The following is a 21,110-nucleotide window of genomic DNA, read 5'->3' on the forward strand; positions in this document are numbered from 1 at the left end:
ACAATTTCTTGTTAATCATTTCCTTCTTCCAGTGCAATTAAATAAGAATTAATTTGTCTAACATAAAGCGGATATTGCTGTAAAGCAAAACTAATTGCCATGAAAACTTGATTCGGATCTATATCATCATATTCATGAACTAAACGATTTCTTAAACCTGATGATGGTGCAATCTGTTTTGCTAGTTCAGGAGTAATAATTTGATATTTACCTAATTCAATAAAAGCCTCAAAATTAGTGTAAGATTTTCCAGGTTTGAGTTTTGACAATATATGATCATTGATGTCTATTGCAGCTTGAGTCATTAATTGCAATAGTCTTTCTACAATAAGTTGTTGACGAAAATCACCTAAAAATTCATCAAGACTTATAGAACTAAATTCCTCTAAGGTATTGTAATATTTGGTAATTAACCTTAGTCGAGCTAAAACTATTTCAGAATCTATATTACTCATGCTCCCCACTTATTTAACTCAATTTCAATCATTCGGTGTTGTTCTTGACGGAATTTTTTTAGTTCCGATTCATTTTTGAAGGAATTTAATCGAAAATCATTAAATTCTCCAGGGGATTTTTCAAATAACATAATTCCATCCCGTGCCACAAAATGAGCAATTAAACAAGAACATTGATTTAGATCGACAATATCTATAATGTCAGGATTGATTTTCAAGACTTTACCAATGATTTCGTGTAATTCAAAGAAAGCTAATGGATGTTCTTTGATGTAGGAATTATATTTTTCTTCATCAAATAAAACTGCAAAATCCCAATCACTATTGGCGTTAATATTACCAGTTGATCTAGAACCAAAAAGAACCAACATTTTTAAGTAGGGTATTTTTTCAGGAAGTTGCAAGGATAGTTCTTGAAGTTCTGCAATTGTGGGAGTATTATTTTGCATTTGATTTGTGTCCAGCTATAAGAGTTATCCTCTTCAAGAAGTTTCTATATAACTAAGTCGTATTTTCAAGCAATGGGAGTAGGATAAACTACCCCCAAGATTTCAGAAATTCTTGTTAAGCGTTGCTTATGGTGAGCGAAGCGATCGCTTTTGACTCGATTACCAGTTTATACTCATGCTGTTGACCTTGAATACGACGTTTATCAAACTGATAACCTCGTTTCTTGAGGACGTGCATAGTTGCAGAAAATCGGTGGCTAATTTTTTCGACTAGTTCTTCTGTAGAATGCCAGCAAGAATCTGACATAACTTGAAGCATACGATCTGGGAGATTATCTTTCACAAGAAATTACCTAAATAAGTTTGCGCCGAAATAGCCATATCAGTGCTAACCTATGAGATACCACTCAACATAGGTGAACTGAAACAGCTTTGTTTCGGTTCTCTTTAATAAATATAGCACCAAAATTTTGTCTGTAGTAAAGAAGTGCTTAAAAATCTGGTAATGAAAAAAATTGTTCCATGAAACTTTTAGGATATATACTAAAGAAGCCTTGAGACTAGACCTTAATCCCTATCAGGGATTGAAATTGTAGTAAAGATGTGATCAAGGCATTAACACAACCTCATAAATCCCTATTAGGGGTCGCAAGCCAGAGAGAAATTCTGGCTTTTTTAATGTCTTTTTTGGATACCTCATATTGTGTCCGTAACTCGTTGCTAAAACCTATAATGACACTGAAAATAAATGTTGGCAAGAGAATACAAGTATAAAGTGTCCGTACAAAATGAGTCGCAAAGGTCAGTCTATAACTCTGTCGGTATCAGAACGAGATAAAGCCGAACTAGAAGCGATCGCACTAGAATTCGGTATGATGTGGGGAGATGAACCCAATATCTCCAAACTCATCAAAGCGATCGCTCAACGTGAATTAATAGTTGGTAAAAATCATGACTGGCAGGATTCCCGTATCCGTGCCTTACATCGTTGTATTGCTGCATTAACTGACATCGGACAAATTGAACAAGCAGAAATTATCGCCAATTTGTTACTTGAACGTAGTGAATTATCCGTACCACTGCGGAGGGAAATTGAAGCTTTCCTGATTAATTCTCTCCCATCTTGGCGATCGCAAATAGACTACTATATATTGCGTCAACAGCCTTTTCAACTTGCTTATCAAGATGCAGCAGAGCGAGTATTTAATTTTACAGTCCACCATGCTAAAATTACACCCCACGAAAAGCGTCAATATCTTGACTGCTGGTGTGAAGAAACAGAAGGCAATTTTGGCATCCCAGAACTACTACATAACTGGTGTTTCCGTTTAGACAGAATTAATGAAGCATCTGTCACGGAAATTACTGGTAAATGGCATTCTAACCTAGACCAAATAGAAGTGGAAATGCACCTATTAAATAACTTAGCTTTTGCCTATCAAACTAAACCAGAGGATAAAACAGTGGAATGGATACCAGACAAACCAAAGGTGAAACGAGTAATTAGGAGAGTATCAAATACATTTTGGTTTATTAGGGAAATTATGCAATATTCATCTGATTGTATTGTCATTTCACCGGAAAGCGTGCGATCGCAGATCAAACAAAAACTGATCAAACTATGTCAAAGTTATGACTTAATCACATGACTTAATCGTATCCTTAGAGACTGATATAAATGGAACATACTAGTATTTAGGGAAAAGGGAAAATGTAATATGTTTTACACAATCCCCACTTCCCAATCACTTATGCTTCATTTGAAGGTTGAACAGCTAGATAGATGTAGTAAGTGGCCATGGGAATGACAGTGGCAGCAATTAACAGTCCAACTACCCAAGCGATCGCATTATCTTTTTCGGTTCCTTCGGTTTTTCCAAATGTACCTTCTACTTGCACAGTTTCCATAATCTTGGGTGGACCAGGATCAGGTTTACCGGAGATCACAGCGACTAAGCGATCGCGCACGTCAATAAATGCCTGATTATATTTATTCCCATTGCGTAATGGTACACCTAATGTATCCTCAGCCACACTATTAGCAATCTCATCTGTCAGTGTAGACTTGACCTGATCACCACTCACAATAGCCGCACGATTGGTGACAGTATCAATCACCAATAAAGTTTGATTAGCTTGATCTGCTGCTGTGGGAAACCATTTTGCAAACAGTCCTTGAGCAAAACTTTCTGGTGTTTCCCCATAGTCAAGTCGGTGAACAGTAACAATCCTCGCTTCGTTACCAGTTTCCTGTGCTAATTCTTTGAAAGCGCCGCTAATTTGACCCTCATTAAAACGACTAATAACTTCACCTTGATCTACAATCCAGGTATCTGGTGTCAGATTAGGTATTTGATACACACCAGTAGCAAAGGCTGGTGTAGCAAAGACAGAAATAGCCATCATCATGATCACCAATACAGGTAAAATGAGACGGACAAGATATGTGTGACTACTAAATAATTGCTTGAGTAGCTGTTTCATGAAATGAATCCTACTAAGACACTCTTGCAATCAAAATACTACAGAACCTATGCCAAAAGCACCTGTTTAGGAGATAATTCTCCGCTGTTGGCCATAAAAGTAACTTTAAAACTATGACAATCATCTTAACCAACGACGACGGTATCGACGCACCAGGTATTCAAGCCTTACTGAAAGCGGTCAACGGCAAAAATCTGATTATCGCCGCACCACAAGAACATCAATCTGGTTGTGGACATCAAGTTACCACAACTCTTCCTATTCAACTACAACGTCGTTCTGAGTTTGAATATGCTATCTCTGGTACTCCCGCTGATTGTGTGCGAATTGCCAAGACACAAATTTGCGAAAATATCAAGTTTGTGATTTCAGGTATTAATGCTGGTGGTAATTTGGGAGTGGATGCTTATATCTCTGGTACTGTTGCTGCTGTCAGAGAAGCGGCAATGCATGGTATTCCCGGAATTGCAATTTCTCAATATCGCCAAGGCAAGCTAGATTACAATTGGGATTTAGCTGCTCAGTGGACATCACTAATTTTAGCAGACTTGCTGGCGCGTCCTTTAGAACCTGGTAGCTTTTGGAACGTTAATTTACCCCATCTCCTACCAGAAGATCATGCGCCTGAAGTAGTATTTTGTCAACCTTGTACCAAACCTTTACCTGTAGACTATCGAATCGATGGCGATAATTTTTATTATGTAGGTGAATATGGTAAACGAGATCGCACTCCTGGTAGTGATGTGGATGTATGCTTTCGGGGAAATATTGCGATAACTCAGTTAAGAGTATAAAACTTCATGTTTCTTCATCTGAGCTTTGAAGCAAACACACTATTTTGTCTACTGTTTGTGTCAATTGAGTCAGTTCTTGTAGAGAATCTTTCTGTGCTTCAGCTAGAGTTTGAACAGCATCACACAAAGCAAAAATTTGAAACCCTTGCTGTTGTACCTGCTTTCCCTGTGCTTCAACTTGCACACTCAGCGCATCAACTCTTTCAGCCAGACGTTCAATAGTTTCAGTCGTAGATAGCACTGCTTCCCCTATTTGCTCAACAATAGCTTCTAATCGACTAATTTTGGCTTCGACTCCTGCTGAAATCATTTCCTGTCCACCCCAATTTTGAGAAATCATCATATTAATATTGTTAGTATTCATCCAATAATTTCATAATCAGTAATACAAGACTAAATTCTGATTTTCAGTATCAAAAAAGTCCAACTGATTTTCATACTCTTATGCATTCCCAAAAAGTATTTAAGTTACAGTCAATTGTCAGTAATTGAAATTGATAAGTTTTTAGTCAACCTACATAAACCCTTTTCTAATCTTGCTTATAGCAACAACGCTGTATTTTGAAATGGGTTGTATCTGTTTAGACTATCCTATTAATTGCTTACTGTTTCCAACAAGAGGTTAAGGGTTAATTACTGATTGAGTAATTATAAAAATCATAAAACCTACTTGTACTGACTCTTTCTAGAAGTGCGTTTTATCGCTAACTGTGGAGACTGTATATATAAGGTTTCTATGGTATTTATTTAGCGCTGCCTCACATAAAATTGATATTATATTCAGCGGTATTTTATTTGATCTAAGTTGCTAATACAGCTTAATAAAAATTATTATCCTTTGAAAAGGTTAAAAAGCTGATAAGACTTGCTCTATTCCCTCTTAACCTCCAGCATAGCTGAAGAATTGCAGTAGTACCACAGGGCGGAATTAAAAGTTAAAAAAGCAGATTAAACAAGTTTTTTACTAGCCTTTAATGATACCTTTATTTCCGCCACAGTGGACTAAAAATTTACGTTATTAAATGAATGATTTACCTAAAAATACAATCCCAATACCACAAAAAGCTAAACCAGCCCAGCGAATTTTACTTGCTAATATTGGCTGAATTTCTTTTCCACCCATAATTGCACCACTTTCTCTAGAACAGAGAAAAATCACACTTTGAGTTAAGGTGACACCAATAATATAAGTAACTACAGTTACTATTCCTGCACCAAGGATTGATTCACCATCAGCATAACCCTGAAATAAACCAGCCGCCGCACTGACTATGGCAATCACTAACCAACTAAGTTGAATTTGCTGGACTAAAATGATGCCAAAAGCGATAGTAAAAATAGCGATCGCTATTTCTGTACCTAGTAAATTTAGTTGGTACAAATGAATTATTTGTCCACACAAAGCAGCTATCACAAAAGATGCACCTATCCAAGCACCACGTCCAAATCTGGCAGCCAGTAAGCCAATGGCAACTATACCAGCTAACCTGTCTAAGGCAATAACTGGATCAGCTATACCCCAAATTAACCCTTCCCATGAGTTGGAAATAGTGTGTGCAACTGGTACTCCACCTGATGAACTTAGTAGACTAATGAGGACTAAAGCTGCGATCGCTCCAATGTGTCTGTACTGTCTGGATACGGGTAGTTTCCGTAAATTAGAAGATGCTGTTAGTGGTATTTTGAACATTATCATTAATAGGTCAGATTAGTCTTTTCTGTAATTTATACTACTTCAATCTCAAAAAAACTAATGCCGTTATAAATATATATGACATAGTCCCTACATATAGCAGGTGACAGGTGACTCTTAACAGGTGACAGCCTGAAAAGTCTTTTGGTGTTTAGGTTTTATAATCAATTGGTGTCCTAACCGCCCTGTCTGTTGCTATATTTTGGTTAAATTGAAATTGTTGAAATTAGAGCAATATGACTTTCAGATGATCATCTCAGGAGCTTCAGAAAACATTACTTTATTAGTGAATGGATCACCGAAGTAATTCCTCAACTTGATGCTGGCTCCACAAAATTCTATAAAGCCCTGGCTGTTGTAGAAGCTCTGAATGATTACCTATTTGAACAATTTTGCCCTTATCCATGACAAAAATTCGGTCAGATGTGGCAGCAGCGGAGAGTTGATGGGTAATGAAAATTACTGTTTTTCTCTGATTGCCACGGTCAAGATTTTTCAGAATTTGTGTAGCTGTTTGATTATCAACACTGGAGAGAGCATCATCTAAAATTAATACAGGGGCATTAATCAGCATTGCCCTAGCTAGGGCTGTACGCTGTCTCTGTCCACCGGAAAGAGTGATTCCGCGTTCACCAACAATGGTTTCATACTGCTGAGGAAAAGTACTAATTTCTGATGCAATTTGGGCAAGATCAGCAACTGCTGCTACAGAGTCTTCTTCACTGAGGGGGTCGCCATAACGGATATTATTTTTAATGGTGGTGCTAAACAAAAAGCTATCTTGAGGCACATAAGCGATCGCACCTCGTAAATCATTTAAAGCTATTTTTGTAATATCCATCCCATCCAAAAACAACTGCCCCGCTTCAATATCTAACAAGTGCGGTAAAGCATTAGCCAAAGTTGATTTACCCGATCCAATAGCGCCAACAATAGCCACCACTTCCCCAGGATCAATAGTAAAATTAACATGATCTAAAGCTGGAGTAGTCGCACCAGGGTAAGTGTAAGTCAGGTTTTTAGCTGTCAGCTTTCCTGTTACTTTTTCGGTACTGATACGTATAGAATCTGCGGCATCTTGAATTTTCGGAATAACACTGAGAATAGATTCCAGGCGATCTATACTTACTTCACCTCGTTGATAAGTAGTGATTGTGAAACCTAACAAAGCTGTTGGGAAAACCAGACGCTCTACATAAATCAATAGCGCCAGAAAATCACCTACAGCCAGAGTTCCAGAAGATATCCGCATTGTTCCCAAGCAGATGATAATTAGAGAACTGAGATTAGCTAGACCACCAATCAGAGGAAACAGAGTATTTCGGCTTTGTGCCAATTTGAGATTAGCTGCCAATAGCTGCTGATTTTTCTGGTTAAAAGCTTGACGTTCATTTTCTTCTTGAGCGTAGATTTTAATTAAAGAAATACCACTAATATCTTCTTGGATCAGCTCACTCATATCCGAGAGTTTTTCCTGCACTGCGGATTGTTGTTGGCGCAAGCGATCGCTAAACAAATGTACTAGCAGGAACATAAACGGGTAGACTGCCAGGGAAGCTAATGTCAGATCCACACTAATCGACAGCATCACTGGTAGCGTCAGAGCATAAGCAAACAGAGTATTTGCCAAACTCAACACCGCAAAACCCAACAACCTCCTGATATTTTCTACATCACTAGTAGCACGACTAATTAAATCACCAGGAGTGTTATTGGCAAAATAAGCCGGCTCCAATTTCAGTAAATGTTCAAAAATCCGCTGTTTCAGTGCAAATTCCACCTGCCGCCCTACACCAAATATCCAGATCCGGGAGGCCATACGCATCAGCAACATTGCTGAACTCAACAAAATAATTGTAGTTACATAATGTATTACTTGATCCAAACTAAAGGTGGTCGAAAGTTTGTCCACCCCAGAGCGAATCAGCAAAGGGATGTAAACACCCAAACCATTCACAAACAATAAAGCAATAATGCCTAATGTCGTCTCTCGCCAATAGGGACGCAAATAAGTACCGAGTTTCTCAAGCCGTCGAGATTGTGCCATTCCAGCAATTTTGCTACTTTATCATCCTGGACTAACTGACTGTGGTTTTCTGGTTTTGTCGTAATTACCGCAGCCAGTCTTAACATACTCTAATCGATGACTAAGATGTATAGCCATGATTAACTGGGTACATGAAGACGCATAAATAAAAATATTTTTTGCGTGTTTACATCTTTGTATTCCCTTGACTTTGTACCTCTATTTTTTAAGTTAGCAAGTCAGACTGACTATTAAATCAGGCCAGCTACCAAAAGATAGTAGAGCGGCCTGTTTATAATCAGGTTTTCTACCTTATCAAGAGCGCCCGCGCAAGAAAACGTAAATCTGATTGAGATAACTTTCCCAAACTTGGGTTGTCAGTTGCAGAGTTTCTGCATTAGGTACAAAATCTTCTACTCTTAACCCTCTTGTACTGATGGCTTGAGGATTTTGGAGTAGATAGGATGGTATTTTCATATTTAGACTGTTGAAGTCCATGTTTGTGCGACTCATATCTCCCAGAGGTAGGATGCTATCCCCGCTGATATCTGAGATGTTCAAACTTGTTGGACTCAAAGCTACTAAAGTTGCAGATGGAGGCAACCCAGCCGCTATTGGAGATCTGACTAAAAAGTAAGCAATAGCTGGTGTACTTGACAATAGCAAAATCGTCAGCGCCCAGCCCAATAATAACCCACCAGGTTTTTCTATCCCTCCTCCTTTGATCTTTTGGGCAGCAATAATCAACATTAAAACCGCCGCTCCTAGAGGCTTAAGTGGAAAAGATATAAACCGCCATAAAGAAGCCACAGCTGGTTCCCCAGGATTAAGAAATGCCAAAGCTAAAACGACTAATACAGTCCCTAAAGCTAATCTGCCAACAAAGTTTACTGTTGGATAAAATCTTTGGAATAAAGAAAAGGCAAAAACACCAATTAGTAGCCACAACAATACCCGGCTTAGTAATTGAAACATAGATTAACTCTCTAATTTTCTGGTGTGGCAAGCCTAAAGGATGGGGTGAGTGGACTTATTTTATCGTCAAACTGTAATTTCACCATGAGCCGACTTATAAAATACTTCATCCCTCATACCTCACACCTACAGACTACCGTCGTAGTGATTTTAGTTCAATTTTTTGACACTGCGTCTATATATTAGGATTTTCCAGAAGAGTAACAATAGCATCAGTAAACTAAATTAATTGAGTAGTAGTTGTCAAATCGTGATAAGGGAAAAACTATGTCGCCGGAAAAACCTACCATTTTGGTAACTGGGGGAGCGGGTTATATTGGTTCTCATGCAGTGCTGGCTTTAGTTAAAGCTGGTTATCAGGTGATCATCCTTGATAATCTCGTGTATGGGCATCGTGATTTAGTGGAAAAAGTTTTACAAGTAGAACTTATAGAAGGTGATATTGAAGATCGTCCTCTGTTAGATCATCTCTTTAAAACCCGCGACATAGCAGCAGTTATGCACTTTTCAGCTTATACATATGTGGGCGAATCAGTAACTAATCCTGCCAAATACTATCGCAATAACGTTGTCGGGACTTTGACTCTGTTAGAGGCGATGCTGGCAGCTTCGATTAAGAAATTTGTCTTTTCCTCCACTTGCGCCACATACGGTATACCGAAATTTATCCCACTCACAGAAGAGCATCCCCAAAATCCCATTAATCCCTATGGAACTACCAAATTGATGGTAGAGCAGATTCTTGCTGATTTTGATGTGGCTCATGCTTTTAAATCAGTGCGTTTCCGCTACTTTAATGCTGCTGGTGCTGATCCTAATGGCTTGTTAGGTGAGGATCATAATCCAGAATCTCATTTGATTCCTTTGGTATTGATGACAGCGTTAGGCCAGCGAGAATCAATCTCGATTTTTGGTACTGATTATTCTACTTCTGATGGCACTGCTATTCGGGATTATATTCACGTCAGTGATTTAGCAGATGCTCATATTTTAGGTTTGGAATATTTACTCCAAGGTGGTGAAAGTGAAGTTTTCAATTTGGGTAATGGTAATGGCTTCTCGGTTCGAGAAGTGATTGCCGCTGCTGAGGATGTTACCGGAATGATTATACCTGTTCAAGAGTGCGATCGCCGTTCAGGAGATTCTCCAGTTCTCATCGGCACAAGTGAGAAAGCTAAAAATATCCTAGGCTGGAAACCTCAATACCCAGGTATTAAAGATATTGTCGCCCATGCCTGGCAATGGCATCAAAAAAGGCATAAGTAGCCATCATGAACTGTGTACACCAGAACACATGAAAAAAAACTTCTTATTCCCCTCCACGAAACAGCGGGGAGGGGTTAGGGGTGGGGTCTTATTTTCAAGTCAGGTGACAGGGTGCAGGGTGCAGGTGAGACGCGGGGATGGGGAGATGGGGAGACGCGGAGATGGGGAGATGGGGTGACGCGGGGACACGGAGAAAATTAAGAATTCCCTGTTCTCTGTTTACGAATTACTCTTTCCTCAGTGCTTGCACTAAGAAAAATACGATACCTATAGATAGCAGTATAATTGCTATGACAATTATAGGTTGTATGAATCCTATCGCCCCACCTTGCTGTTGATTAGTAATATTTTGTCCAGATTGTGGTGTCTCTACAGCCTTACCTGCTGCTACGGTGATTTGAAACTTTAAATCAAAAGGTCGAAAACTCCCTTCTGTAGCAGGTTTACCAGTCAGTTCAAGTTCATAAGCCCCTGGTTTAGGAAAAATAATTTCCGCTCCTGGTATGCCTTGATAGCGTTCAGCCTGGACAGCTTTCAAGACAGGCTCAAGTAGTGCAGGTTCTCCCGGTGTATAAGGTTCGGCATAAACAGCCAACTGACAATTACAGTCTTTGAGCGGTACTACCTTACCACCTTTGCGGGTAAGAGCAAACCAAGCTTGAGACGGTTCACCGGCACGGGGGTTATCATTAGGTTCAATGTGGAGAGTACCACCAACATCGGCTGCAATTTGCACCTTATGAGCAGAAGCGGTGGAAACTGATGTTAATAATAGAACTAATAGAAATACTGGTAAAACATAATTTGTCTTTCTCCGGCTGGGTGTAGTTGAAATACTGAGTTTACCGCGACTTGTTGGGAGGAACATACAACTTTTCTATACTTAATTTTGACCAAAAACAGCGCCAACGGACTAATAACACCCCGATAGTGATGATTCCCAGTAATACAGTCGCTAATGTATTTTCCCAAGTCAATAAAGAACCTAGATAATGAGAACCAATTAAAACTGCATGAATGGTACTCAATAGTAAAGCTGGAACGCTTAAAAGATGAATTTGCCGCCAATACTTACCTAAATACTTCTGAATTTGATCAAAACTTGTAAGAGCAGCAGGAGTCATTAACATTAATGCCACAGCACCTGCAATCATTCCCCATTGAAATTGCCAAGGCAAAAACTCGAAAGCGGCAAAATTCCATTGGAGCGAGTGTTCTATCATGTGGGTTATATGCACCCCAGACAGAATAAAAGCAGCTACTCCTAAAGCACGACGGTAGCGCAGAGGTGATGCCCAGCAGCTACTAATCGGACGAGCAATTAGCGCCAGAATTAGGCAAATCAAGGCGGCGTGTCCGCTGTAGTCTACCATTGTGTCACCAGTCCGCAACAGGGTAATTGCGCCAATGATCAGTGTCACCCAACCACCCAAGCGAAACAACTGACTCCGCCGATCTTTACTCATTAAGGAAGTGGAAACACCTACTCCCAACATTGTGGGTAAAGTTCCCAAACCAAAAGCTAACATAGTGATTGCACCATGCCATAAATTACCTGTAGCTGCGGCTTTAATTTGAGCAGCGTATAAAAAACCGCAAGGCATTAAACCCCAAGTCATCCCTAATAGTCCTGGTGTCCACCATTTACTGTGTAAGGAGAGCTTCACCATACTTGCACTAAGTCGGTTGTGTAAACTACCTTTTAAGAGAGGGTGCAATAAAGGAATACGTGGTAATAAGTCTGGCTTGAGTTGTCCTAAACCAAACCAGATCAGCATTATACCTGTAATAATTGCTATCCAGCGACGGAAATCGCTACCAATCCCAGCTAATTGCCCACTTTCGACTAATACCGAACCTAGTGCGCCAATCCCAGCGCCAACCAGTGCATAACTCAACATTCGCCCTAAGTTTAGCAGGGTATGAAATTTTAATTGCTGTTGCCAATCTTGAGTTTCTTCTTGATGGGAAAGGGAAAATGCCACTGCTAAAGGTCCACACATCCCGAAGCAATGTCCAAAACTCCCCAGGAATCCCAGGATTGTCATCAGCAATAAATCCAACATAAATAAAATCCTGAGTAATGAGTTCTGAGGCAGAAATCAGAACTTTTCTAGACGGTAAATTTACGTTAAATTGGTAATTCTGTCAAAAGACAACCTGTAAAACTTGATGTTTGGGTAATGTCAAACAAGTTACTTAATTAATTACGCAAGTGTCACACCAAAAATCTATTGTAGGGTGCGTCAGACTGGATAAATCTAGTAAATAAACAGATTTTTGATATCCTCCTTCTTACCAATGTGCCAGTTGCATAAGTCCTGTTAATTTTGACAACTCCACCAGCAAGTTAATTAACCTTGGGTTTAGGAAATGTCAAAGTCCAGTTTTTTGGATTATTCAGTTGAGGATACAAACCTTGGAAAATCATTTTTATAGCAATGCGACTTCTAATATAGAACCTAATTAAATGGGTTCCTGGTTGAGCAATAACATCATCATAACTTTGACTATAGCCAAAAGGAGGAGAACAGTATGTGCGGTTCTTTGGAACTGTTAACATAAAAAACGGAGTATTTTTATATTCATCAGGAACCATAAATATCCCATATATATTATGTTCACCATGCCAAGGTTTAACAATAACCTCAGTTGCTTGGACTTGAAATTTATTGTTTTTTAATTTCAACACATCTACAAGACTGCAATTAGAATCATTTACAGGCCACCAGATCAGAATAATGACGATAGAAAGCAGCAGCAGGAAACCATAAGTGAAGGAGCGACGCATACAGTCCAGATAATTTTGTGGGAATGAGGTTCAAATTAGACGACAATTTAGGCAATTTTTATGGCTATTAACACGGATTTTAAATAAGTTTCGTCAATAAGGTAGGATTATTTGCTGTAACTTTTAATTATTAATTATAGTAGTCAAAGACACTAAAAACAGGTACAATTTCTGAAGTTAAGGTGCAGTTTTAAAGATGTTCACAGGAAAAAGCTGGAAAAATCTGAAGATAGTTGCAGGTGTACTCAGTACTATCACAATCACGCAATTATTGGGAGCAAACACTTCTGCACAAGCTGCGGATACGTTGGTGGTTCGGTATGGTGCTTTAGAAGAATCGGCTTCTTTTGCAGATTTAAAAAAAGCTGCCGAAACTGGAGAATTACCCGATAGTTTAGGAACTTACACCAAAAGATTAAACGAACAACAACGCAGTTTCCTAGTGCGCGGATTAAGAATTAGAGTACCCGTGAATGTCGTCACTATCAATAGGTTACTCAATACCCAACTTGGGAACACTATTCTTAATGACATCTCTAAGGCTATAATCCGCGATGATCAAGCTGGAGTTCAAGCACTCAGATCAGGTTTAATTTTAGGTGCTAGTTCGTCCCAAGGTCTATCTGTACTCAATTTTATTGCTGCTTATCCCAGTAAACGCCTAGAAATTAGTGTACCGCAAGCGTTGACAGTGGCACAGAGTTTGAATATGGCTTTTTGGCGGACTCAGCAGTTGATGCTGGCCATAACTCCCCGAATTGACCCCACAAAAGTACAAGTTTCTGACTCTGTTGATCCTACACAGCCAGGAAGCGCCGAAGTACAAGTCCTCAACTTAAATCTGAATGATGAAAAGCGCCAACGTAATATTCCCGTAGATGTTTACTGGTCAAATTCTGCAAATACCGAAAAACCTGTAATTGTCTTTTCTCATGGTTTTGGTACAAATCGTACAGATTTGCGTTATTTAGCTGAACATCTGGCTTCTCATGGTTATGTAGTCGCAGCTTTAGAACATTCTGGTAGTAATCTGACAAGCAAGAATTTAGCAGTCAAAAATAAAACTCCATTGCTTAAACCTCAAGAATTTGTAGATAGACCAAAAGATATTAGCTTTGTTTTAGATGAATTAGAAAAGCTAAATCAAATGGCTGATAACCCATTAAAAGGGAAACTAGCAACTAATAAAACTATGGTTGTTGGTTATTCTTTTGGTGGGACTACAGCTTTAACATTGGCTGGGGGTGAATTACAAATTGACAGTCTTAAAAAAAGCTGTGAGAAAAATCTAGCTAAATTGAATTTGCTGCAAGATTTCTTGTGTGTAGCTAAAGAATTACCAGAAAATAGCTATCAATTACGAGATGACAGAATCAAACAGATAGTAGCCCTTAATCCTGCTACTTCTTTGGTGTTTGGTGAAACAGGTTTAACAAAGGTGCAAGTACCAACTTTAGTATTAACAAGTTCAGCCGATGATGTCACTCCACCTTTAACTGAACAAATTATCAGTTTTGCGAAAGTTCCCTCTCCTAAATGGTTGGTTGGTGCAGTTGGTGGTACTCATCTGAGTGTGATGGATGCTAGTTTGATTAATCATAATCAGGGAAAAACCAATTCATCTTTTTCTAGTCGGGAAGTAGTGGGTGAAAAATCCGCAGATATTCGCAAATATGTTAAAGCTATTACTTTAGCAATGGCTGCACAGTTAACTCCAGAAGCAAACAAGTATGCAGTTTTCTTGACTCCAGATTATGCTCTAATTTCCTCAACTTCACTGTTTCCATTTCGGCTAGTGAAGGAACTTCCTCCCAATGTGTTGGGGTTGACGAAAGGATTAGGTGAATAATAAATAAACAAAAAAGGCTTGGAAGGGAAACCAAGCCCAGACTTCACTCAGGGTAAAATATACTATCTACTTTACAGTTTTTAAGTAATTCAAGCATCCTCCTTAAGACTGACATTCTCAAATTTAGTAAACAGGTTTCTGGTAAAAATCAATTATTGATTCTGAGGGCTACTTAGAAATTTTACAAAAGTCTCAGCCATTATTAGTAATAAATTATTAAACGCAGATAAACGCAGATAAACGCAGATGTAAGTGAGCTAATCTTATTATAAATGAGATTCATTCATCTATACTCAAAATGGTTTAATCCTTTGATTATGTAGGCGTTTAGCACTGCTAAACCCTTACAAATCTAGTGTTTTTGTCATCTTATCGATTCTTGCATGTGATGATTTGGTTAAAAATTAAATGGTGATTTTCAGACACAATTGACGAAAATCGTCGCCCCGCACTTCAAAATTAGGATATTGGTCAAAACTCGCACAAGCAGGAGATAATAACACGACAGATGCTTGATGTTGTTTGGCTAATGCTGCTGATTTGGAAACTGCGTTTGCCATTGTTTCCACAATTTCATAATTATGATATCCTAGTTCTTGGAGACGTTGCGCGAATGCAGGTGCAGCATTACCAATAAGTAAGACAGCAGCGGCTTTAGTTTGAATTGTTGCTAACCAACCTGTATCATCTCCGGGTTTAGCTTCACCACCTGCAATGAGTATGGCTGGACTTTTCACAGATGCTAAACCGACTTCAGCCGCATCATAGTTAGTGGCTTTGCTATCATTAATAAAGTCAATTCCTTCCCAGGTGCAGATATGTTCTAAACGATGGGGAACACCGGGAAATTCTCGAATTGCATGAGATATTGCTTCAATATCAATATTTGCTAATCTGGCGGCTGCTACTGACATGAGGAGATTTTGTTGGTTATGTTCTCCTACCATTCGCAAAGCAGATACTTCTACAATTTGTTTGGGTGCTGATGTGGAGTTTAACTTTTCTATTACCCAACCATCTTCAATATAAAAGCCTTTTTCACCAATGAGGAAATTTTTACCTTTGACAGTTGTCCAATAAGCATCTTGCCATTGTTGATTTAAACCTATTTTACTCAAATAGGCATCATCTCCATTGAATATTTTTAGTTGAGAATTATTTAATAGCTTGGCTTTGATATTGTAGTAATTTTCTAAAGTTTTGTGACGCGCAAGATGATCTGGTGTGAAAGTTGTCCAAATTCCAATGCGGGGAGACAGGGTGACGGAAGATTCGATTTGATAACTGCTAAGTTCACCAATTATCCAATCTAGGCGATTTTGGATTTTAGATTTTGGATTTTGGATTGTGTTTTCTTCGTCGCCTTCAATTCCCATCTGGGTTAAAGCGACTTCACAAGCAGCATAGCCGATGTTACCACAGGCTGGGGCGTTGAATCCTGCGGCTTGAAAAATGGCAGCAGTTAGGGCTGTGGTGGTGGTTTTACCGTTTGTACCGGTAATTCCTACCCAGGGAATATTTTGTAAATGTCGCCAAGCGAGTTCCATTTCGCCAATAGTTTCAATTCCTAGCGATCGCGCTTTGGCTAAGATAGGAATATCCCAAGGTACTCCAGGGCTGACAACTATTAATTCGGGTAAGTGATTAGTGTCGAGGTTTGGGGAATGTCCTAAGTTGACGGTAATTTTTTCAGCTGCTAGTTCTTGTTGTTGTTTAAGAAGGGTTGGGGAGGTGTTCGTATCGCTGATTTCTACCTCCCAGCCTTCCTGTTTCAACAATCTTGCCGCAGCAACCCCGGACTTTCCCAATCCAATAATGCAAGCTTCTGGCATAGACTGACTGTGTAGCATCCCTGGTTAAGCTACTTTATGTTAACCCGAATTGGTAAAAATTACACCAGTTTTTGTTGCTTTATGCTACAGATTTTTCACAATCGCCCCAAAATCAGCTAAAACACGAGCATGATTTCGCAATAATCCCAGCAAATTTAACCGATTTCGCTTGATGTTTGAATCTGAGTCCATGACTAAAACGCTATCTTCACCATCAAAGAAGGTACTGACGGTGGGCGCGATTTTTTCCAGTGCGGCTATTAACAGTTGATAATTGCGGGTTTTTTGGGCTGCTTGAGTTTGTGGAACTAATTCTACTAGGGCGTTATAGAATGCAGATTCAGAAGACTTTTGGAAGAGTTCTGGTTTCACAAGGGATTGTGGTTCTAGCTGTTGAAAGTCTAAATCACCTTGTGCTGCGAGACGGGTAGAACGGTTAACGGTTTCGTAGATTTTATCTAATGTACCGTCTTTGCGGATTTGTTGTAAATAGAGAGAGCGATCGCGTACATCTAATAAATCCTGTAAAGCACGTTCTGTGTATTCTGGGTCATTTTCTCCCAATACCGCATTTACCAAGTCATAATCAATCTGTCTTTCTTCTTGTAATAAGGTGCGGATACGTTGCAGGAAAAATTCTTGCAAGTTGGAAATTAAGGATTTTGCATCTTTGTTAAAAGTGGTAGCAAAATTTGTGGCTATTTGCTCAATTAGAACCACTAAATTAATTTGCAAATTTGCAAACCAAGTAATTTTAACTATCGAATTAGCCGCACGACGTAAAGCAAAAGGATCAGATGAACCGGTGGGAATTAAACCTAAACCAAAGATACTCACTAAAGTATCTAATTTATCGGCTAGACTGACAACTTGGCCTGTAATAGTTGCGGGTAAAATATCACCTGCACCTGTAGGTAAATAATGCTCAAAAATCGCTTTTGCGACTTCGCTATTTTCCCCACTAGCTAAGGCGTATTTTTCTCCCATAATTCCTTGTAATTCGGGGAATTCATACACCATTTGCGTGACTAAATCTGCTTTACATAATAATGCGGCTTTGTGAATATTCTCGCTTGTTGGTGCATCTAATTGTAATTGGTTGCTGATTTGTCCAGCAATATTCACTATTCTATCTACCTTCGCACGGACAGAACCTAACTCTTCTTGGAAAGTGACTTTTTCTAATTGGGGTAAATAGCTTTCTAACGGTTTAGCTAAATCAGCTTCATAGAAAAATCTGCCATCTGCTAAACGCGCCCGAATTACTCTTTCATTTCCGACAGCAATGATATCTGATTTTGCTGGATCACCGTTAGAAATTGTGATAAAATTTGGCAACAATTCATTATTATCGTCATTTTTGAAGATGGGAAAATAACGTTGGTGCGTAACCATGACTTCTGTAATTACTTCAGTTGGTAATTGCAAAAATTCTGGTTCAAATTTACCGATAACTGCGGAAGGATATTCAACAAGATTGATGATTTCTGCTAATAAATCTGGGTAAAGAACTGTATGTCCACCTGCTGTTTGGGCTGCGGCTTGGACTTTTTCGGTGATGACTTTTTCTCGTTCTTCAGGAATGACAGTCACAAAAGCCGAACGGAGAGTATTTACATATTCTGTTGCGTGGGAAATGCTGACAGGTTCGGGATGTAAAACGCGATGTGCTTGAGAAATGCTATCGCTCTTCACAGTCTTTTCGCCATTCTTTAATTCTAACGGCAAAACATCCCCATCTAACAAAGCTACCAACCAACGAATGGGGCGAGAAAATCTTTCATCTCCGCTTCCCCAACGCATTAACCGCTTTCCTTCCAAATTCCAAACCCACTGGGGAACCAATTCTGTTAAAATTTCCGCAACTGGACGGCCAACTGTCTTTTTCTGAACAAAGACAAAATCCCCTTTTTCCGTGGGACGAATTTCTAAAGCTGTGATTTCCACACCTTGTTTTTTAGCAAAACCTATTGCTGCTGGTGTGGGTTTACCATCTTTAAAAGCTGCTTGTGCGGGTGGTCCCTTAATTTCTTCTTCCTTGTCTGGTTGTTGAGACGGTAAACCGGTGATTAAAACCGCTAACCTTCGAGGAGTTCCATAAACCTCAACCGCTTCTGGAGTCAGACTATTTGCTTCCAGACTTTGGGGAATGCGCGATCGCCATTGTATGATGGCATTACGCAGAAAACTTGCAGGTAGTTCTTCTGTACCAACTTCTAATAAAAATGCAGGCATAAGTCACTTAATTTCGTCAGTCAATTCCACCAGTTTACCTTGTCATTAGGCTGAAGTATGGAATGTAAGAATCAAGATTTTTAGCTAAAGATGCTGGGAACTTTACTTTTAAACGCAGAGGTTCGCTGAGGTAAACGCAAAGGTACGCAGAGTCTTTGTTCAAGTTTTCGCTCTCTGATTTATGCAATACTGTAAAGTTCAGATATTAGCCGTTTTTAGGATAAATTTTACATCTTTCTATCTATCAAATCCTGATTCAGACATTATCTTTTTAATAACCTTAAACCACTTAAAGTCACTAATACCGTTGAACCTTCATGGCCGATAACGCCCATAGGGAGGTTAATATTCCCGAAAAAGTTACCAATTAAGAGTAAAACAATAAAACCCAAAGCTACAGTGATATTTTGTTTGATTATAGATTGCGATCGCTTACCCAATTTCATCGCCACCGCAATCTTTTCTAAATTATCCGCCATCAATACTATATCTGCGGTTTCCAAGGCCACATCACTACCAGCTACACCCATTGCAATACCGACAGAAGCTTGGGCTAAAGCAGGTGCATCATTTATACCATCCCCTACCATAGCCACAGTCTGATAATGTTTCTGGAGACTACGAATTACATCTAGTTTATCTTCTGGCAAAAGCTCTGCATACACTCGATCAATTCCCACCAACTTAGCCACAGTTTGGGCGGTTCTGTGATTATCCCCAGTTAACATGACAATTTCTTCAATTCCCAACTTCCGCAATTGGTGAATAGTTGCAGTTGCTTCTTCTCGAACTTCATCTGCGATCGCAATTATACCCAAACAATTGGTAATTCCTGATTGAGAATTTTCCTGGGCTACCCAAACCACAGTTTTACCCTCATCTTCCCAACCTTGCGCCGTTTGTTGCAAAGCTGCGGGTAAATTAGTCACATACTTATGAATAAAAGCCCTATTCCCGACAATGATCTTTTGTTCATCTACAATACCAATAATACCCTGTCCTGGTATAGCTTGTGCTTCAATTGCCCGTTGGCATTTTAACTCAGCCGCAGCTTGAATAATTGCCTTAGCAATGGGATGTTCAGAAGCCGATTCTACAGATGCTGCTGCTGTTAATACATCGTTGTGAGTAAATTCCTCAGATGCGATTACCTGAGAGACTTTTACCAGTCCTGTAGTTAGAGTACCAGTTTTATCAAATGCGATCGCTCTAACTTTCCCAATCATCTCCAATTGAGAGCCATTTTTAAACAAAATTCCCCTTCTTGCACCATTAGCAATTCCAGATAGTAAAGTAGGCATTATCGCTGCCATTAAAGCACAAGGAGAAGCTACCACCAAAAAAGTTAACGCCCGATAAATCGTAGTTTCCCAATCCCAACCCCAAATAAACGGCGGTAAAATTGCTAATAATATTCCCGCAATCACAATTAACCGCGCATAGCCCCGTTCAAATTTTTCAATAAACTCTTGAGAAGGTGGTGCTTCTGTTTGCGCTTGTTCAACTAACTTAATTACCCGTTGAATTAAACTACTTTCCGCAGGTTTGTGTACTTGCAACTTTAACGCCCCATAACCGTTGAGACTACCTGCAAAAACTTCCTCTCCCACCGTTTTTTCTACAGGTAAAGATTCCCCCGTAATCGCCGCTTGATTTAAAGTACTGTAACCAGATAAAATCAACCCGTCAGTAGGAATTATTTCCCCCGGTTTCACAACTATTTCATCTCCCACCCGTAACTCAGAGATAGAAACCATTTCTTCACTTCCTTGACGCAGAACCCGCGCTGTATCTGCTGTCAAACTCATCAAACTGCGGATACTGCGTTCTGTGCGACGCATAGCGTAACCTTCCAAAGCGCCACTAATAGCAAAAATGAGAATTAAAATCGCGCCATCAATAATTAGATGATATTCCCGTTTCCATAATCCCAAACTAGCAGCCCCTAGCGCCGCCACTATCATCAGCAAATCTACGTCTAGTTCTTTTTCTTTAAAAAGAGTAGTTAGCCCCTCACGAGCGCTTTCATAGCCACCAATGACATAAGCAGCCGGTAGCAGCAGCAACGCCAAACCCAACCAGTTGAGATGTAAAGCAAACCAGCCGAGAAATAGCAGGAAACCACAAAGCATTGCGGCAACTGCGTCAGCGTGTTCTGTAGTGAATTGTTGAAACCGTTGGGAATAAAGCATGAGAGTGGTATTGAGATTACTACTCTCACCCTAAACCTTGACATTAATGTTAATGTCAAGTCACACTAA

The 21,110-nt window shown here is 39.4% G+C and carries 18 protein-coding genes; 4 read left to right on the forward strand and 14 right to left on the reverse strand.

Translation table 11 applies throughout. The features are described from left to right. Window positions 1-11: 11 nt before the first annotated feature. From ANA7108_RS0104360 to ANA7108_RS0104370, 3 genes are all read right to left on the reverse strand, one after another. Complete coding sequence (locus tag ANA7108_RS0104360) at window positions 12-455, reverse strand: DUF86 domain-containing protein (RefSeq protein ID WP_016949548.1); 444 nt, start codon at window positions 453-455, stop codon at window positions 12-14. Next, complete coding sequence (locus tag ANA7108_RS0104365) at window positions 452-904, reverse strand: nucleotidyltransferase family protein (RefSeq protein ID WP_016949549.1); 453 nt, start codon at window positions 902-904, stop codon at window positions 452-454. Before ANA7108_RS0104365 ends, ANA7108_RS0104360 begins: the two co-directional genes overlap by 4 nt. 115 nt (window positions 905-1,019) lie before the next feature. Beyond that, window positions 1,020-1,211, reverse strand: a complete 192-nt coding sequence (locus tag ANA7108_RS0104370) for a hypothetical protein (protein WP_237741479.1) — start codon at window positions 1,209-1,211, stop codon at window positions 1,020-1,022. Between the two features lie 481 nt (window positions 1,212-1,692). Between ANA7108_RS0104370 and ANA7108_RS0104375 the strand changes: the two genes are divergently transcribed. Next, window positions 1,693-2,553 carry a YafY family protein gene (locus ANA7108_RS0104375; protein ID WP_016949551.1) on the forward strand — a complete coding sequence of 287 codons (861 nt, stop codon included), beginning with the start codon at window positions 1,693-1,695 and terminating at the stop codon, window positions 2,551-2,553. Window positions 2,554-2,653: 100 nt separating this feature from the next. Here ANA7108_RS0104375 and psb32 read toward each other — a convergent pair whose 3' ends face one another. Continuing rightward, window positions 2,654-3,388, reverse strand: a complete 735-nt coding sequence (gene psb32 / locus ANA7108_RS0104380) for a photosystem II repair protein Psb32 (protein ID WP_016949552.1) — start codon at window positions 3,386-3,388, stop codon at window positions 2,654-2,656. A gap of 113 nt (window positions 3,389-3,501) precedes the next feature. On the opposite strand from psb32, the gene surE reads away from it, so the two are divergent. Further along, complete coding sequence (gene surE, locus ANA7108_RS0104385) at window positions 3,502-4,182, forward strand: 5'/3'-nucleotidase SurE (protein ID WP_016949553.1); 681 nt, start codon at window positions 3,502-3,504, stop codon at window positions 4,180-4,182. A gap of 4 nt (window positions 4,183-4,186) precedes the next feature. Here the strand turns inward: surE and ANA7108_RS0104390 are convergent, their stop codons facing one another. The 4 genes from ANA7108_RS0104390 to ANA7108_RS0104405 all read right to left on the reverse strand — a co-directional run bounded on the left by ANA7108_RS0104390 (window position 4,187) and on the right by ANA7108_RS0104405 (window position 8,876). Then, window positions 4,187-4,546 (reverse strand): hypothetical protein, encoded by a 360-nt coding sequence (locus ANA7108_RS0104390; RefSeq protein WP_016949554.1) that lies wholly within the window; start codon window positions 4,544-4,546, stop codon window positions 4,187-4,189. Window positions 4,547-5,200: 654 nt separating this feature from the next. Then, complete coding sequence (locus tag ANA7108_RS0104395; RefSeq protein ID WP_016949555.1) at window positions 5,201-5,872, reverse strand: HupE/UreJ family protein; 672 nt, start codon at window positions 5,870-5,872, stop codon at window positions 5,201-5,203. 298 nt (window positions 5,873-6,170) lie between these two features. Beyond that, window positions 6,171-7,922, reverse strand: a complete 1,752-nt coding sequence (locus ANA7108_RS0104400) for an ABC transporter ATP-binding protein (protein WP_016949556.1) — start codon at window positions 7,920-7,922, stop codon at window positions 6,171-6,173. Window positions 7,923-8,216: 294 nt separating this feature from the next. Then, window positions 8,217-8,876, reverse strand: a complete 660-nt coding sequence (locus ANA7108_RS0104405) for a hypothetical protein (RefSeq protein WP_016949557.1) — start codon at window positions 8,874-8,876, stop codon at window positions 8,217-8,219. A gap of 267 nt (window positions 8,877-9,143) precedes the next feature. Here ANA7108_RS0104405 and galE point away from each other — a divergent pair, with 267 nt between their 5' ends. Then, the gene (gene galE / locus ANA7108_RS0104410; protein WP_016949558.1) at window positions 9,144-10,142 is read left to right on the forward strand and encodes a UDP-glucose 4-epimerase GalE; all 999 of its coding nucleotides are present in this window, start codon (window positions 9,144-9,146) and stop codon (window positions 10,140-10,142) included. Window positions 10,143-10,368: 226 nt separating this feature from the next. On the opposite strand, the gene ANA7108_RS0104415 is transcribed toward galE, so the two are convergent. The 3 genes from ANA7108_RS0104415 to ANA7108_RS0104425 form a co-directional block, all read right to left on the reverse strand. Beyond that, window positions 10,369-11,010 carry a hypothetical protein gene (locus ANA7108_RS0104415; RefSeq protein WP_016949559.1) on the reverse strand — a complete coding sequence of 214 codons (642 nt, stop codon included), beginning with the start codon at window positions 11,008-11,010 and terminating at the stop codon, window positions 10,369-10,371. Next, the gene (locus ANA7108_RS0104420; protein WP_016949560.1) at window positions 10,985-12,208 is read right to left on the reverse strand and encodes a sulfite exporter TauE/SafE family protein; all 1,224 of its coding nucleotides are present in this window, start codon (window positions 12,206-12,208) and stop codon (window positions 10,985-10,987) included. The genes ANA7108_RS0104415 and ANA7108_RS0104420 overlap by 26 nt, the downstream gene beginning before the upstream one ends. Before the next feature lie 284 nt (window positions 12,209-12,492). Beyond that, window positions 12,493-12,933: a hypothetical protein gene (locus ANA7108_RS0104425; RefSeq protein ID WP_016949561.1), complete on the reverse strand. Its 441-nt coding sequence runs from the start codon at window positions 12,931-12,933 to the stop codon at window positions 12,493-12,495. A 196-nt stretch (window positions 12,934-13,129) separates the two neighbouring features. Between ANA7108_RS0104425 and ANA7108_RS0104430 the strand changes: the two genes are divergently transcribed. Continuing rightward, window positions 13,130-14,782, forward strand: coding sequence for an alpha/beta hydrolase (locus tag ANA7108_RS0104430; RefSeq protein ID WP_016949562.1), 1,653 nt, complete (start codon window positions 13,130-13,132; stop codon window positions 14,780-14,782). Between the two features lie 404 nt (window positions 14,783-15,186). Here ANA7108_RS0104430 and murD read toward each other — a convergent pair whose 3' ends face one another. The 3 genes from murD to ANA7108_RS0104445 form a co-directional block, all read right to left on the reverse strand. Further along, the gene (gene murD / locus ANA7108_RS0104435) at window positions 15,187-16,614 is read right to left on the reverse strand and encodes a UDP-N-acetylmuramoyl-L-alanine--D-glutamate ligase (protein ID WP_016949563.1); all 1,428 of its coding nucleotides are present in this window, start codon (window positions 16,612-16,614) and stop codon (window positions 15,187-15,189) included. Window positions 16,615-16,698: 84 nt separating this feature from the next. Further along, window positions 16,699-18,849 carry a glycine--tRNA ligase subunit beta gene (gene glyS, locus ANA7108_RS0104440; RefSeq protein ID WP_016949564.1) on the reverse strand — a complete coding sequence of 717 codons (2,151 nt, stop codon included), beginning with the start codon at window positions 18,847-18,849 and terminating at the stop codon, window positions 16,699-16,701. 263 nt (window positions 18,850-19,112) lie between these two features. After that, complete coding sequence (locus ANA7108_RS0104445) at window positions 19,113-21,041, reverse strand: heavy metal translocating P-type ATPase (protein WP_016949565.1); 1,929 nt, start codon at window positions 21,039-21,041, stop codon at window positions 19,113-19,115. Between the last annotated feature and the right edge of the window lie 69 nt (window positions 21,042-21,110).

The organism is Anabaena sp. PCC 7108, assembly GCF_000332135.1.
GTDB lineage: Bacteria > Cyanobacteriota > Cyanobacteriia > Cyanobacteriales > Nostocaceae > Anabaena.